This window comes from Anaerolineales bacterium, assembly GCA_030583885.1.
GTDB lineage: Bacteria > Chloroflexota > Anaerolineae > Anaerolineales > Villigracilaceae > Villigracilis.
This window is the reverse complement of record CP129480.1, coordinates 1,774,958-1,788,131: the sequence shown is the minus strand read 5'-3', so window position 1 is coordinate 1,788,131 and position 13,174 is coordinate 1,774,958. Positions and strand designations below refer to the sequence as shown.

Below are 13,174 nucleotides of genomic sequence, written 5' to 3'. Positions count from 1 at the left end.
AAAAAAGCGCAATTTGTGACCGCGCTGGGTATAACTGACGACTTCAAAGATCCATGATTGACACATCGCAATTCAAGCGCATCGCCCAATCCCTGTCCATTCTCCAACAGGCCGGCGCATCGTTTGCACGCGAATTTCAACAATCGGCTTTTATGGCGAGTATCCCGGCCGGCAGGGATGTATTCCTCGAAGGTGATCGTGTGGAAGCAATCGCCCTGTTGATTTCAGGCGTGGTACGCGTCTACAAGAGCGGCGAGACGGGACGAGAAATCACGCTCTATCGGTTCGGCAGCGGGTCCTCCTGCATCCTGAGCGCAAACGCCATTCTGAGTCAGCGGACATTTCCTGCCATTGCGACGGTGGAGCAGGATGCGGAGGCCGTCATGATCCCCTCCGAAATATTCCGTGAGTGGGTGCAGCGCCACGATCTGTGGCGCGAGTTCGTCTTTGATTTGTTATCGCAGAGGCTCTTGACCGTGATGGCTGTCATTGACGAGGTGGCCTTCCAGCGCATGGACCGTCGGGTGGCATCTCTGTTGCTGGACCAGGGAAAAACACAGAACCCGATGCAAATCACCCATCAAGAGATCGCCGCTGAACTGGGCAGTTCCCGTGAGGTTATCAGTCGATTGCTTGAAGATTTCGTCAGTGATGGGAGCATTCGCTCCGGGCGCGGCGTGATCGAAATCCTGGATTTTGGGTTGCTTGAATCGCGTTCGCTTAAGTGACAATGTCACTGACAGAAACTTGCAAGTCTCCTATACTGGGCGTATCAATTCAACCAACCATAGGAGATTTTCAAATGAAACGTAATATGTCCAATACCGATCGTATCGTCCGTGTCGTGATCGCCGCCTTGTTCGCTTATTTATACTTTAGCGGCACCGTTGTTGGGACACTCGGAATCATACTGGTGGTACTCGGCGCAGTCTTCCTGTTCACATCCGTGGCTGCATTCTGCCCGCTGTATGCGCCTTTCAAGTTCAGCACATACAAGTAGTCGAATATTAATGGAGCGGGCGGAAAATCGTCCGCTCCAACCATTAATCATGAACAAAACAGAATTTCAGAAAAGAATCGAAGAAACAGAAAAACCTGTCATCGTGGATTTTTGGGCGCCATGGTGTGCGCCATGTATGAGGGCAAAACCCGTCCTCGATAAACTCGCAAAGGAATATGGCGATACGGTCGAATTTCTGCCCGTCAACGCGGATGATTCACGCGAAATCCTAGAACAATTCCGTGTGTTTGGAATCCCAACCATCATCACAATTCGCAATGGAGAAGAAGTTGGACGTGTCACCGGCGCGCAAAATGAAACAGGGTATCGCACCATGTTTGAAGCATTGGCCCGGGGGAAGGAGGTCAACGTACCGCTTACCCCGTTTGACCGTATGCTCAGGATGGGCGCAGGCGCATTGTTCATCATGGTCGGCATTTCCACAAGCAACTGGATCGTGACAGGCATTGGCGGCATTCTTGCCTTCATGGGGATTTATGATCGTTGTCCAATCTGGAGCGCGCTCACAGGCATGTTAAAGCGCGGATAAATGTCCTTCGATTGCAAAACGGCTCCAGGTCCGCCCGGAGCCGTTTTGATTCCTCGGCTATAATCGCAACATGAGTCAAAACATCCCCTTGGTCATTGGCATTGCGGGAGGGTCGGGGTCCGGAAAAACAACCGTTGCACAGGAGATTTTAAACAGAGTTGGTACAGACCGAATTGCCTATCTTCAACAGGATTCCTATTACAAAGACCTGACCAGACTGCCCCCCGCGCAGCATGCTGACATCAATTTCGACCATCCTCATTCGCTTGAAATTGAATTGCTGATCCAACACATCGCCTGCTTGCGGGACCTTCAACCTGTCGAGGTCCCGATCTACGATTTCGCCACCGACAGCCGCACCGCAGACACCTTCACCGTCCCACCTCGTAACGTGATTTTAGTGGAGGGTATTTTGATCTTCGTGGATGCCGACTTGCGGAAATTATTCGACGTGAAAATCTTTGTGGACACAGATTCCGACCTGCGCTTCATCCGCCGCCTGCACCGTGACATCACCGAACGCGGCCGCACAACAGAGTCGGTCATCCGGCAATATCTGTCCACCGTGCGCCCCATGCACCTGGAATTCGTGGAACCGTCCAAGCGCTATGCGGATGTGATCATCCCGGAAGGCGGTCACAATAAAGCTGCACTGGATATGGTCGTTGCAAGAATCGAAACCCTGCTCAGATAAGGAGAAACGTATGACAAAACAATGGAGCACCCCACCCGCAATACAGATCGATTCAAAGAAGCAATACAAAGCACACATGGAAACTGATAATGGCACGATGGTCATCGAACTGTTCGCGGACAAAACCCCGATCACTGTGAACAGCTTTGTCTTCCTCGCGCGTGAGGGATTTTATGACGGCGTGATCTTCCACCGTGTGATCGGAAACTTTATGGTGCAGGGCGGTGACCCGACAGGCACAGGCAGGGGCGGACCCGGCTATAAATTTCAGGATGAATTCCATCCCAGCCTGAAGCACGACAAGCGCGGAGTCCTTTCCATGGCAAACGCGGGGCCGGGCACGAACGGTTCGCAGTTCTTCATTACGCACGGACCCACCCCCCATTTGAACGGCAAGCACAGTGTCTTCGGCCAGGTGGTGGAGGGGGAGGATGTGCTGATGTCCATTCCGGAACGCGACCCGGGCAACGTCCATGCACCCGCAGTGAAGATTATCCGTGTCACTATCGAAGAAAGCTAAGTCGCCAAAGGGTTCGCTGGCTGCAGCGGTGAAAGAGTCTGCCCCGAGTTCATCGAAGGGTTCGAGGGTTGTTAAGAGCAAAGGCGTTAAAAGTAAAAAGGAAAAAGAAGGTTCGCCCAAGTCTGAACCACAATCTGAGAACCTTCAACCCTCAAAACCTGCAACTAGCATCACCACGAATATTCTGCGGGTATTGGCAATTCTCGCGGTGTTCGGCGTCACGGTTTACATTTACAGCATCCGTGAGCGCGTGGAAGAGTTTGCCGCGTACGGTTATCCCGGGATATTCCTTGTGGCCTTGATGGCAAATGCGACTGTCTTTTTGCCCGCACCGGGTGTGGCGGTCGTCTTTGCAATGGGAAGCATTTTTAACCCCATCGGCGTGGCACTTGCGGCAGGGACAGGCGGCGCAATCGGCGAACTCTCCGGCTACCTTGCGGGCTTCAGCGGCCAGGCAGTTGTCGAACGGACGGACGTGTATGAAAAAATCCACCCGTGGATCGACAAATATGGAGGTTGGGCAATTCTGGTCCTTTCCGCCATTCCCAATCCATTCTTTGATATTGCAGGCGTGGCGGCGGGCATGGCAAAGATGAAATTTTGGCGCTTCCTGCTCTTCTGCTGGATCGGTCAACTTATAAAAATGGCAATATTCGCCTACGCCGGAGCATATTCGATCGACTGGATCGCAAGTTTCTATAAGTAAGGGTGCCCTTGAGGATTCGCAGAAATACATTGCGCACACCGGGCGGGTCACCCCTACTGCATAAACAAGGAGAAAAAATGAGCAATTACGACAACCTGGATGCATACATTGATAAAAACCTTGATGCAAGCCTCGAAGAACTCAAACGCTATGTCGCCCAGCCCAGCATCAGCGCACAAAATTTTGGATTGAAGGAATGCGCCGCGCTGGTAAAAGAAATGCTGGAGAAACGCGGTTTTACCGCCGAGGTCATGGCAACGGATGGCGCACCGGTCGTCTTTGCAGAGCGGAAAGGCAAAAGCGGCAAGACCCTGCTCATCTACAATCACTATGATGTCCAGCCGCCGGAGCCGTTGGAGTTATGGGAAAGCCCGCCCTTTGAGCCCGAGATCCGCAACGGGAAAATGTACGGCCGCGGTGTGAGCGATGACAAGAGTCACCTCACCTCCCGTTTGCATGCGATTGACGCCATCCTTGCAGAACAGGGTGAATTGCCATGCAATATCAAATTCATCATCGAAGGCGAGGAGGAAACTGCCAGTGTCCATCTGCATGATTTCATCTCGAAGAATCTTGAAAAACTCAAAGCCGATGCCTGCATCTGGGAATTTGGTGCCGTGGATCATCGCGACAAGCCCATGCAATACCTCGGTTTGCGCGGTATATGCTATGTCGAACTGTCGGTCACGGCACTCGGCACGGATGTCCATTCGGGGTTGGGTGGCAGCATCCTGCCCAACGCGGCGTGGAGGCTCACCTGGGCGCTTGCCAGCCTGAAGGGAGTCGATGAGCACATCCGCATCCCCGGCTTTTACGATGATGTGCTTCCTCCATCCGCCCGCGACCGAGAATTGATGGATGCGCTTCCCGATGTGGCGGATGAATATAAAACCCGTTATGGCGCGAAGGAATTCATCAAAGGCCTGACAGGCGGCACCGACCTAAAAATGGAAGAGGTCTTCGTGCCAACCTGCACCATTTGCGGTCTGACCAGCGGGTATCAAGGTCCGGGTTCTAAAACCGTTCAGCCCGCGTTCGCGTCTGCCAAGGTGGATTTCCGCCTCGTACCGAATCAAAAACCCGCAGACATCCTGAAAAAACTTCGCACCCATCTTGATACCGAGGGATTCAGCGATGTTAAGATCGAATTCCTCGGAGGCGAACCCGCCGCACGCACAGACCCTGATGACCCCTTTGTGAAAATCGTGGTGGACACGGCCGAGGATGTGTATGATTCAAAAATGGAGCTTGTGCCAATGATCGGCGGATCGGGACCCAACTACCCGTTCGTGCATGACCTGGGCCTGCCCGTTGTGACGATGGGCCTGGGCTACCCAGACACAAAAGCCCATGCCCCCAACGAAAATATCCGCATTGACCTGTATCTTCAACACGCCAAACACATGGCAAGAGTGATCAGGGAATTTTCAATGTGACCTTGGTCACTCCGAATTCGTGACATACCGATTCTAAATTTTGCGTATAATGTTTTAATAAAGGCTCAAATCAAATTTTATACTATGCTTGGAGGTAAAAATGTTTGTCGGTGAAAGAATGTCGCATCCCGTGATTACCGTCTCGCCCGAAACCCCCGTCCACGACGCACTGGTAATGTTCAAAAAAGAACATATCCGCCGCGCACCAGTTGTCAAGGATGGAAAGATGATCGGCATCGTTTCAGAGGGCGATCTGTTGAACGCGTCCCCGTCCCCGGTCACCAGCCTTAGCGTGTGGGAAATGAACTACCTGATGAGCAAAGTGACCGTGAAACGCGTCATGAGCAAAAAGGTAAGGACCATTGACGTGAACACCCCCATTGAGGAGGCTGCACGCATCATGGCAGATTCAAAGATCGGTGGCATGCCCGTCATGCGCTCCGGCAAGCTCGTGGGCATGATCACGGAAACCGACCTGTTCAAGATCTTCTTTGAGCTGATGGGCGCGCGCACAAAGGCGCTGCGCGTCACTGCGCTGGTGGATGAAAAGCCCGGTCAACTGGCAAAGGTCACCAAAGCCATCGCGGATGCGGGCGGCAACTTCCTCTCCTTCGGCATGTTCGCCGGCCCGGATACCAGCTCGAGAATCATCACCTTCAAGGTGGACGGCCTGAAGAAGGAAGCCGTCACCAAGGCGCTTACCAACGTGGTCAAGAAGTTCTGGGATATTCGACAGAGCTAGTGAGCAAATTTATTGAAACAGCGCGCAGACATGTCCGCGCGCTGTTTTTATTTTGAATATGGTTAAATTAATACAATTATCATCTTACAGGCTTTCTGGATCTTACTCTCTCCGTAATCTTCAGGACTTTTTCACCCTTCAACTCACGAACTTCATCTTCCGTCAAAAACCGCCACTGGCGCGGCTTGAGACTCCCCAGCTTCAATGTCCCAATCCGCAGGCGGATGATCTTTACAACAGGCAAGCTCAGGAGTTTCCCCACCTCACGGATCTGGCGCTTCTTTCCTTCGCCCATCACCACACGAATCCAAGCACCCTTGCCGGAAGTGGACAGGAAATTAACCTCGGCGGGCGCGGTTCTATCACCGTCTGTCAACACCACGCCTCGCCGCCACGCTTCGAGTTGTTTTTCATCGGGGCGGCGCGCCACCAGCACACGATATTCCTTCTCGTGCCCATAACGCGGATGGGTCAATTTGTTGGTCAACTCACCGTCGTTGGTCATCAGGATCAGGCCTTCGGAGTCGAAATCCAGCCGCCCGACGGGATAAAGATGCCCTTCAATGGGAATCAAATCCCGCACGGTCTGGCGGTCATCAAATCCTTCTGCGGCGGAAAGCACGTTGCGCGGCTTGTACAAGGCAATATATGTCAGGGATTCGGGCTTTGCAAGGGGTTTTCCATCCATGGTCACTTTATCGACTGCCGGATCCGCTTTTTGGCCCAGAACAGCGACCTTGCCATTAACATGCACACGCCCTTCGGTGATGAACACCTCGCAGGCGCGGCGGGACCCATATCCCGCTTGAGCAAGTAATTTTTGAAGTCTTTCCTGCATTACAAATACTAGCCCTTCAACAACTCTGTGTGTTCCGTCTCTGCATCCGCCGGCGCGGCGAGCGGAGGCAGTTCCATTATTGAATTCAATCCAAAATGCTGCAAAAACTCAGGTGTGGTGGAGTACAAAATTGGACGCCCCGGACCATCCGTGCGGCCTGATTCCTGGATCAGTCCCTTGCTCAACAAACTTTTCAGCATTGCATCACTGTTCACGCCGCGGATCGAATCCACCTGCGGGCGCGTGACAGGCTGTTGATAGGCGATGATCGCCAGTGTTTCCAGCGCGGCGCGGCTGAGATGGGTAACCGCCTCAAGACCGAGAAATTTCTCCACCAGCGGAGCCAGTTCGGCGGATGTGGTCAATTGCACGCGTCCTGCATTGCGCTGGAGGCGCAAGCCGCGGGGTAGCAGAGAATCTTCAAGTTCCTTCAGTCCGCGTTCGACCACTGAAGGTGCCACATCCAGCGCCTGCGCCAGCTGACCAAGCGGCACCGGCTCCGCAGAGACGAACAGCATCGCCTCGATCTTCGCTGCGAGGGATGCCTCGTTATTTGAAATGGTTTGAGAGTCGCTCATGCTATAATTACTCCGCTTAAAAGTATATTCCCAAAACAAGAAGATTCAAAACCATGAAAACAATAAACGCCAACCTTTGTCTTTTCGTCACATCCCTTGTCCTTGCATCCCTGGCGTGCTCCGTCTTCGTCGGTGGGCCGGAGTACCCCGCGCAGACCATTCCCGTTTCAACCAACGAAGTGCAAAGCATGCGCGACCAGCTCGAACAGGCGTTGCTTGCCGGGGCGGAAACCGGCATCGTTTCCTTGCAGATCACGGAAAGCCAGCTCACATCCTTCATGGCAGACAAAATGACGCAACGGGCCAATCCGCCCTTCACCGACCCGCAGGTACTACTGCGCAATGGTCAAATGCAAATTTACGGCAAGATCACGCGCGGCTGGCTGACTGCAAACATGCTCATCACCATGAACGTCGGCGTGGACGAGGCGACCAATCAACCCAGGATCGAAATTGCATCCGCGGATTTCGGCCCCTTCCCTGCACCAGAAGGCATCAACTCCGCCATGAGCGCAGTCATTGCCGAAGCTTTCACCGGCACCCTCGGTCCCGTTGCAGTTGGGTTTCGTCTGGAATCGATTGCCATAGCAGACGGCATCATGACGTTGACCGGACGAATCAAATAGGAATTGGATTATACCCGACATGCCCCGCCTCGGAATCCGCCTGTACCTGCTCGGCACACTACTCGCATTTGCCTCGCTGATGGTTTCCTGCCGCTCGCCGCAGATCAGAGAGGAGATCATTATCACTGTCACGGCAGACGGGGAAATCCGCGAAGTCGGCGTGACAGCCGGAAGCACGGTCTCACAAGCCCTGCAAGGCGCAGGCATTGTGCCTGGCAGCCTCGACCGCACCGAACCACCGTTTTACACCGTATTGAGTGCAGGCGATAATATTACGCTCACGCGTGTTGCGGAACAATTTGACACCGAGCAGGTCATTGTCCCATTTGCGCGGCAGATCGTCCGCAATGAAACATTGCCCGAAGGCGAGACCAGGCTTGTACAGGCCGGGGTGAATGGACTGGAGGAAGTCACCTATCGAAGGATTCTCGAAGATAATGTTGAGGTCAGCAAATCCGTGGTCAAGACGGTTGTGCTGAGCGAAGCGTTGCCCGAGATCGTCATGGTCGGCGCGCAATCCTCGTACGCACCGTTAAACATCCCCGGCACGCTGGCATACCTCTCTGGCGGCAACGCATGGATCATGGAAGGCTCTACAGCCAACCGCCGCGTCATCGTCAGCAGCGGTGATTTGGATGGGCGCATCTTTACGCTTTCACCGAACGGTGAATATCTGGTCTTCACCCGCAAATCCAACAAACCCGCCGCCGAGGAGATTAATACCCTCTGGGCGGTACGGACGAGGAACCTAGATCCCAAACTGATCTCCTTGCAGGCGAAAAACGTCGTTCATTTTGCGGCGTGGATTCCCGGCACGAACTCGGTGGCATACTCCACCGTTGAGCCGCGCGCCGCCGCGCCCGGCTGGCAGGCCAATAACGATCTATACCGTGTCAGCATTACGGGCGGAAGTCCGCGCAGGCTGTTGAGCGCAAACAGCGGCGGTGTGTATGGCTGGTGGGGCATGTCCTTTGCCTATTCGCCTGAAGGCATACTGGCATATACAAGACCCGACGGAATTGGACTGGTGGACCAGGATGGCGGTTACCTAAAACCGATATTGGATATCACTCCATTCAACACCCACAGCGATTGGGCATGGATTCCCCCAATCGTCTGGGGCGCGGATGGAAACAGCTTATACTTCGTTAGCCATGCGCCGGCGCCGTCACCCATCACCAGCGAGGAGTCGCCTTATTTTGACCTCTCAGCCGTCTCGTTCAGCGGAGAAGCGACAGTCTCCCTCGTCAACTCGACAGGCATGTTCTCGTATCCAGCTGTCTCTTCGATCCGAATCAGTGGCAGGGAAAAATCCTTTCAGGTGGCGTATCTGCAATCCATCTTCATCGAACAAAGCGACACCAGCCGATATCGCCTGATGGTCATGGACCGCGACGGCTCGAACAGCAAGCTGCTTTTTCCGCCCGCGGATGCGAACGGAATAGAACCGCAAGCCCCCGCCTGGGCGCCCGCATTAGTGGAAGGACAAGCGGGGGATTTTATTGCGGTGGTTTATCAAGGTAATCTCTGGCTGGTAGACAGTGGAAGCGGCGATGCGTATCAGGTCAGCGGCGATGGGCTGATCAGTGAAATTGATTGGAAATAAAATCGCGAGAGGAAAAGTAATGAGAATATTGATAACAGGTGCAGCCGGATTTCTTGGTTCCCATCTTTGCGACCATTTGCTTGCAGACGGGCATGAAATCATCGGCATGGATAATTTCATCACAGGCAGCCCGGACAATATCGCGCACCTTGCGGAGAATGAAAAGTTTTCATTTTACAAACGCGACATTTCCAATTATATTTTTGTGCCCGGCAAAGTGGATGCGATCCTGCACTTTGCCTCGCCTGCCAGCCCGAACCCGCAATCGAAATCAGGTTATTTCAACCTTCCCATTCAAACGATGAAGGCCGGCGCGCTTGGGACACACAACTGTCTCGGTATTGCGCGTGTAAACAATGCGAGATTTTTACTGGCATCAACCAGCGAGATCTACGGCGACCCCGAAGTGCATCCCCAGGTTGAAACATATCCCGGCAATGTAGATCCTGTCGGCGAACGGGCAGTATACGATGAGGCCAAACGCTTCGCCGAATCACTGACCATGGCCTATCACCGCTTCCACGGCGTGAACACCAGCATCGTCCGCATCTTCAATACCTACGGTCCACGCATGGACATGGAGGACGGGCGCGCCCTGCCAAACCTGCTCAAGCAAGCCCTGCTGGGTCAACCGCTCACGGTTTATGGTGATGGAAGCCAGACGCGTTCCTTCTGCTATGTGGACGATCTCGTGGACGGCATTATCAAACTGCTTTATTCCAGCGAACATTTGCCCGTAAATATTGGAAATCCGGTGGAAATGACCATCCTTCAATTCGCCGAAGCCATCAATAAAATAACCGGCAACAAGGCGGGCATTGTCTATCAGGCGGACTCACGAAGCGCGCGCGACCCGCAAAGGCGCCAGCCTGACATTACCCGCGCCAACAAGATCCTAAAATGGGAACCAAACGTGGACCTTGAGGAAGGCATCCGGCGTACGATTCCATTCTTTAAACAAAAATTAGGGTTGGAATGATTCTCACGGACACAAAGGAACGCAACCGATTTGTCAAGTTTGCCCTGGTGGGCACCCTTGGCGCATTCATAGATTTCGCTGTGATGAATATTCTTTCGCATTGGGCGGGCATGGCGCTTGTCTTGGCGGGAACAATCTCCTTCATCTGTGCGGTGATCAACAACTTCACCTGGAACCGAATTTGGACGTATCCCGAATCACGTTCGCGTCCGCTTTTTGGGCAGCTGGGCATGTTCTTTGTGGTGAACCTGGCTGGGGTTGCCATCCGCATCCCCACCCTTCATTTCCTGGAGCCTCCCTTGCTGCGTTTTGTGGAGGACGCGTTTCATACCACACACCTCACCGCGGAATTCTACGCAAAGAATCTCACACTCGCGGCGGCAGTCGGGATTGTAATGTTATGGAATTTTTTTGTTAACAGATATTGGACGTATAATGACATTGATAATATTTCATAAGGTGTTTCAATGACAAAAGCAGGATTAATCCCCATTTACACAACAAAAGGCGACGCGGAGGCATTTCTTTCGTACCCATATTTATTCAACCGCAACGGCGAATGGATCGGCTTCGTCACCCAAAAGCGGGAGGTCTATTCCGTACTTGGCGACTTCGTCGGCACATTAACCAATGACCCGCGTATCGTCCGCAAACGGGCGACTTCCACGCTCAAACCGCGCCTCAAACCGCCCGCACAACCCCCCAAAATTTACCCGCCCGCAACAGTGCCTCTCCCGCCCATGATGGCGGACCTCAGCCATTCCGTCATTGACGTTCTATTGGATACTCCGGAACGGCTGCATACGATCGACAGCGGCGAACAAAGGCAGGACCTGGATTAACATGACGGACACCCCATTCAAGAAAACTCCCCGCGCCTCGCGCATCAATATCGCACAATTAATGCAGCCGGAACATGCCAACAACCTCGGCAATGTACACGGCGGCTGGATCATGAAACTCGTGGATGAAGCCGGTGCGCTCGCCTGCATGCGCCACGCCCAAAGACGCGTTGTAACCGTGGCGGTGGATTCGCTCGTCTTCCGCGAACCAATCAAGATTGGCGATCTGGTCATTCTCAACGCGGAAGTGACGTACACAGGCCGCACCTCCATGGAAGCGGAAGTGCAGGTGAATGCAGAAAACCCCATTACCGGCATGCGCACACATACCAATACAGCCTACCTCGTTTACGTTGCGCTGGACGATGAAGGCCGCCCCATTACCGTGCCTGGGCTGATTGCAGAGACCGATGAAGAGAAACGGCGCATGGTACAGGCAAAAGAACGGCAGCAGCACCGCATTAGTCAAAAATAATATAAACGGACTTCCGACTTCGTGGAAACTCCCCTGCAAAAAATCCGACAATCCCCCGTTCTCATCGTACTCACCGTCAACATTTTAATCGGCTTGATGACCTTTCGCAATTACGGCTTATCCTGGGATGAGCCGCTCTTTTACGATTACGCGGATGCACTTCGATATGCCTACACCCCCAGGGAATGGTTCAGCGGCGACTTCGATTTACAGAATGCCTACGGCGCCAGCGGGACAGACCACGCCAACCGCGGACCTGCTTATATATTAATAGCACGTCCTTTTGTTTCACTGATCGAGGCGTTTGGCATGGATAATGCATCCTCCTGGCATCTTATAAACTTCCTGACATTCCAATTAGGCATTTATCTTTTCTATCGCTTCACAGTCAAGTGGATGAATAAACCAGCTGCGCTTGCCGCTTCCTTATTTTTTGCATGGCAGCCGCTTCTTTGGGGACACTCCTTCATCAACCCAAAAGATCCGCCTTTCCTTGTTTTTTTTATCGGGGCAATGTGCTTTGGCTTTGAAATGGTGGATGATGTCGCTGAAAATAAAAAGACTGAATTCACGAAAATCTTTACTGCGGCATTCTTTCTGGGAATTGCGACCTCCATTCGGGTACTCGGCCCCCTCGCGGCTGTGTTGACAGGGCTATATGCGATCAGCCAATTAAATAAAATAAAGCTCAGCGCGTTCTTAAAACACTATGCGGTTTACGCCGTTTTTGCGATTTTGATCACGTTCCTCGCCTGGCCCTACCTGTGGACAAGCCCGCTGCAAAAATTCATCGAAGTATTTGGGTTCATGTCTGATAACCCGACGCAATTAAATGTCCTTTTTTACGGGAGCCAGTATCAGGCGGGCAACCTGCCATTGCGCTACTTCCCTACCCTGCTTGGTTACACGCTTACTGAGCCTGTATGGATATTATTTATTACCGGCCTGATCCTGGGCTTTTGGAGGTCGAATAATAAGCAAAGACTTGCGCACATCCTGATCCTGCTCTGGTTTATCATCCCCTTTGCCTATGCCATGCTCCGCAGACCCGCCATGTATGACGGTTTTCGTCACTTTCTCTTCATCCTGCCGCCCATTTTCATTTTCGCAGGTTTTGCATTTGAAAAGATCGCCGAGCTTGCTAAAGGAAAATGGACAAGCATAACCACGACTGGATTGATCCTGGCATTCGGGATCGTTCCCTCGGTCAACCTGCACCCGTACGAATATGCCTATTACAATTCATTCACAGGCGGCACAGCCGGGGCATTCCGCACGTATGAGACGGAGTACTGGCTTACTTGTTATCGCGAAGCAGTTCTCAGGATCAACGAAGAGGCACCCGCAGGGTCACAGCTCTTCGTCAGGCGCGAGCCATACATTGCGGCATACTATGCCAGTTCAGACATCATCATCCGTGATTTCCGCACGGAACAGAAAGACATGCAGCCCGGTGATTTCTATCTTGCAAACACCCGCTCAAACGAGGACCTGAGATTCCTGCGGGATCAGCCCGCCTTCATCGAAGTTACCAGACAAGGCGCGACCTTCTGTATCATCAAACAAGTCCCCTAACATCCCT

17 protein-coding genes are annotated in these 13,174 nt (G+C 53.0%); 15 read left to right on the top strand and 2 right to left on the bottom strand.

Annotation, left to right across the window (positions count from 1 at the left end; all coding sequences use genetic code 11):
• Positions 1-53: 53 nt before the first annotated feature.
• The 8 genes from QY332_08990 (at position 54) to QY332_08955 (ending at position 5,648) form a co-directional block, all read left to right on the top strand.
• Positions 54-728, top strand: coding sequence for a Crp/Fnr family transcriptional regulator (locus QY332_08990; protein WKZ38065.1), 675 nt, complete (start codon positions 54-56; stop codon positions 726-728).
• A 74-nt stretch (positions 729-802) separates the two neighbouring features.
• The gene (locus tag QY332_08985; protein ID WKZ38064.1) at positions 803-1,000 is read left to right on the top strand and encodes a DUF2892 domain-containing protein; all 198 of its coding nucleotides are present in this window, start codon (positions 803-805) and stop codon (positions 998-1,000) included.
• 49 nt (positions 1,001-1,049) lie between these two features.
• On the top strand, positions 1,050-1,550 hold the full coding sequence (locus tag QY332_08980; GenBank protein ID WKZ38063.1) for a thioredoxin domain-containing protein: 501 nt from the start codon (positions 1,050-1,052) through the stop codon (positions 1,548-1,550).
• Positions 1,551-1,620: 70 nt separating this feature from the next.
• Positions 1,621-2,244 carry a uridine kinase gene (gene udk, locus QY332_08975; GenBank protein ID WKZ38062.1) on the top strand — a complete coding sequence of 208 codons (624 nt, stop codon included), beginning with the start codon at positions 1,621-1,623 and terminating at the stop codon, positions 2,242-2,244.
• Between the two features lie 76 nt (positions 2,245-2,320).
• A complete protein-coding gene (locus tag QY332_08970) occupies positions 2,321-2,764 on the top strand; it encodes a peptidylprolyl isomerase (protein WKZ38466.1) in 444 nt (147 codons plus the stop codon).
• 193 nt (positions 2,765-2,957) lie between these two features.
• A complete protein-coding gene (locus QY332_08965) occupies positions 2,958-3,470 on the top strand; it encodes a VTT domain-containing protein (protein ID WKZ38061.1) in 513 nt (170 codons plus the stop codon).
• Positions 3,471-3,547: 77 nt separating this feature from the next.
• A complete protein-coding gene (locus QY332_08960) occupies positions 3,548-4,906 on the top strand; it encodes a M20/M25/M40 family metallo-hydrolase (protein ID WKZ38060.1) in 1,359 nt (452 codons plus the stop codon).
• 100 nt (positions 4,907-5,006) lie between these two features.
• Complete coding sequence (locus QY332_08955) at positions 5,007-5,648, top strand: CBS and ACT domain-containing protein (protein ID WKZ38059.1); 642 nt, start codon at positions 5,007-5,009, stop codon at positions 5,646-5,648.
• A 79-nt stretch (positions 5,649-5,727) separates the two neighbouring features.
• On the opposite strand, the gene QY332_08950 is transcribed toward QY332_08955, so the two are convergent.
• Together QY332_08950 and scpB are read right to left on the bottom strand one after the other, a co-directional pair.
• Positions 5,728-6,486 carry a pseudouridine synthase gene (locus tag QY332_08950; protein WKZ38058.1) on the bottom strand — a complete coding sequence of 253 codons (759 nt, stop codon included), beginning with the start codon at positions 6,484-6,486 and terminating at the stop codon, positions 5,728-5,730.
• An 8-nt stretch (positions 6,487-6,494) separates the two neighbouring features.
• Complete coding sequence (gene scpB, locus QY332_08945; GenBank protein WKZ38057.1) at positions 6,495-7,064, bottom strand: SMC-Scp complex subunit ScpB; 570 nt, start codon at positions 7,062-7,064, stop codon at positions 6,495-6,497.
• Between the two features lie 53 nt (positions 7,065-7,117).
• On the opposite strand from scpB, the gene QY332_08940 reads away from it, so the two are divergent.
• From QY332_08940 to QY332_08910, 7 genes are read left to right on the top strand one after another with little or no spacing between them, the layout of a single operon-like run.
• Positions 7,118-7,690 carry a hypothetical protein gene (locus tag QY332_08940; protein WKZ38056.1) on the top strand — a complete coding sequence of 191 codons (573 nt, stop codon included), beginning with the start codon at positions 7,118-7,120 and terminating at the stop codon, positions 7,688-7,690.
• Between the two features lie 19 nt (positions 7,691-7,709).
• Positions 7,710-9,296, top strand: a complete 1,587-nt coding sequence (locus QY332_08935; protein WKZ38055.1) for a G5 domain-containing protein — start codon at positions 7,710-7,712, stop codon at positions 9,294-9,296.
• 19 nt (positions 9,297-9,315) lie between these two features.
• The gene (locus QY332_08930) at positions 9,316-10,275 is read left to right on the top strand and encodes an SDR family oxidoreductase (protein WKZ38054.1); all 960 of its coding nucleotides are present in this window, start codon (positions 9,316-9,318) and stop codon (positions 10,273-10,275) included.
• A complete protein-coding gene (locus QY332_08925; GenBank protein WKZ38053.1) occupies positions 10,272-10,733 on the top strand; it encodes a GtrA family protein in 462 nt (153 codons plus the stop codon). Before QY332_08930 ends, QY332_08925 begins: the two co-directional genes overlap by 4 nt.
• 9 nt (positions 10,734-10,742) lie before the next feature.
• A complete protein-coding gene (locus QY332_08920; GenBank protein WKZ38052.1) occupies positions 10,743-11,117 on the top strand; it encodes a hypothetical protein in 375 nt (124 codons plus the stop codon).
• A gap of 1 nt (position 11,118) precedes the next feature.
• Positions 11,119-11,592, top strand: a complete 474-nt coding sequence (locus QY332_08915) for an acyl-CoA thioesterase (GenBank protein WKZ38051.1) — start codon at positions 11,119-11,121, stop codon at positions 11,590-11,592.
• 21 nt (positions 11,593-11,613) lie between these two features.
• A complete protein-coding gene (locus tag QY332_08910) occupies positions 11,614-13,167 on the top strand; it encodes a hypothetical protein (protein WKZ38050.1) in 1,554 nt (517 codons plus the stop codon).
• The last annotated feature ends 7 nt before the right edge of the window (positions 13,168-13,174 follow it).

Excerpts from the sequence above, each read along its gene's own strand:
- QY332_08985 (WKZ38064.1), top strand. The coding sequence starts at position 803 with ATGAAACGTAATATGTCCAATACCGATCGTATCGTCCGTGTCGTGATC.
- QY332_08980 (WKZ38063.1), top strand. The coding sequence starts at position 1,050 with ATGAACAAAACAGAATTTCAGAAAAGAATCGAAGAAACAGAAAAACCT.
- QY332_08970 (WKZ38466.1), top strand. The coding sequence starts at position 2,321 with ATGGAAACTGATAATGGCACGATGGTCATCGAACTGTTCGCGGACAAA.
- udk (WKZ38062.1), top strand. The coding sequence starts at position 1,621 with ATGAGTCAAAACATCCCCTTGGTCATTGGCATTGCGGGAGGGTCGGGG.
- QY332_08990 (WKZ38065.1), top strand. The coding sequence starts at position 54 with ATGATTGACACATCGCAATTCAAGCGCATCGCCCAATCCCTGTCCATT.
- QY332_08915 (WKZ38051.1), top strand. The coding sequence starts at position 11,119 with ATGACGGACACCCCATTCAAGAAAACTCCCCGCGCCTCGCGCATCAAT.
- QY332_08930 (WKZ38054.1), top strand. The coding sequence starts at position 9,316 with ATGAGAATATTGATAACAGGTGCAGCCGGATTTCTTGGTTCCCATCTT.
- QY332_08955 (WKZ38059.1), top strand. The coding sequence starts at position 5,007 with ATGTTTGTCGGTGAAAGAATGTCGCATCCCGTGATTACCGTCTCGCCC.
- QY332_08950 (WKZ38058.1), bottom strand. The coding sequence starts at position 6,486 with ATGCAGGAAAGACTTCAAAAATTACTTGCTCAAGCGGGATATGGGTCC.
- scpB (WKZ38057.1), bottom strand. The coding sequence starts at position 7,064 with ATGAGCGACTCTCAAACCATTTCAAATAACGAGGCATCCCTCGCAGCG.
- QY332_08960 (WKZ38060.1), top strand. The coding sequence starts at position 3,548 with ATGAGCAATTACGACAACCTGGATGCATACATTGATAAAAACCTTGAT.
- QY332_08940 (WKZ38056.1), top strand. The coding sequence starts at position 7,118 with ATGAAAACAATAAACGCCAACCTTTGTCTTTTCGTCACATCCCTTGTC.
- QY332_08925 (WKZ38053.1), top strand. The coding sequence starts at position 10,272 with ATGATTCTCACGGACACAAAGGAACGCAACCGATTTGTCAAGTTTGCC.
- QY332_08935 (WKZ38055.1), top strand. The coding sequence starts at position 7,710 with ATGCCCCGCCTCGGAATCCGCCTGTACCTGCTCGGCACACTACTCGCA.
- QY332_08920 (WKZ38052.1), top strand. The coding sequence starts at position 10,743 with ATGACAAAAGCAGGATTAATCCCCATTTACACAACAAAAGGCGACGCG.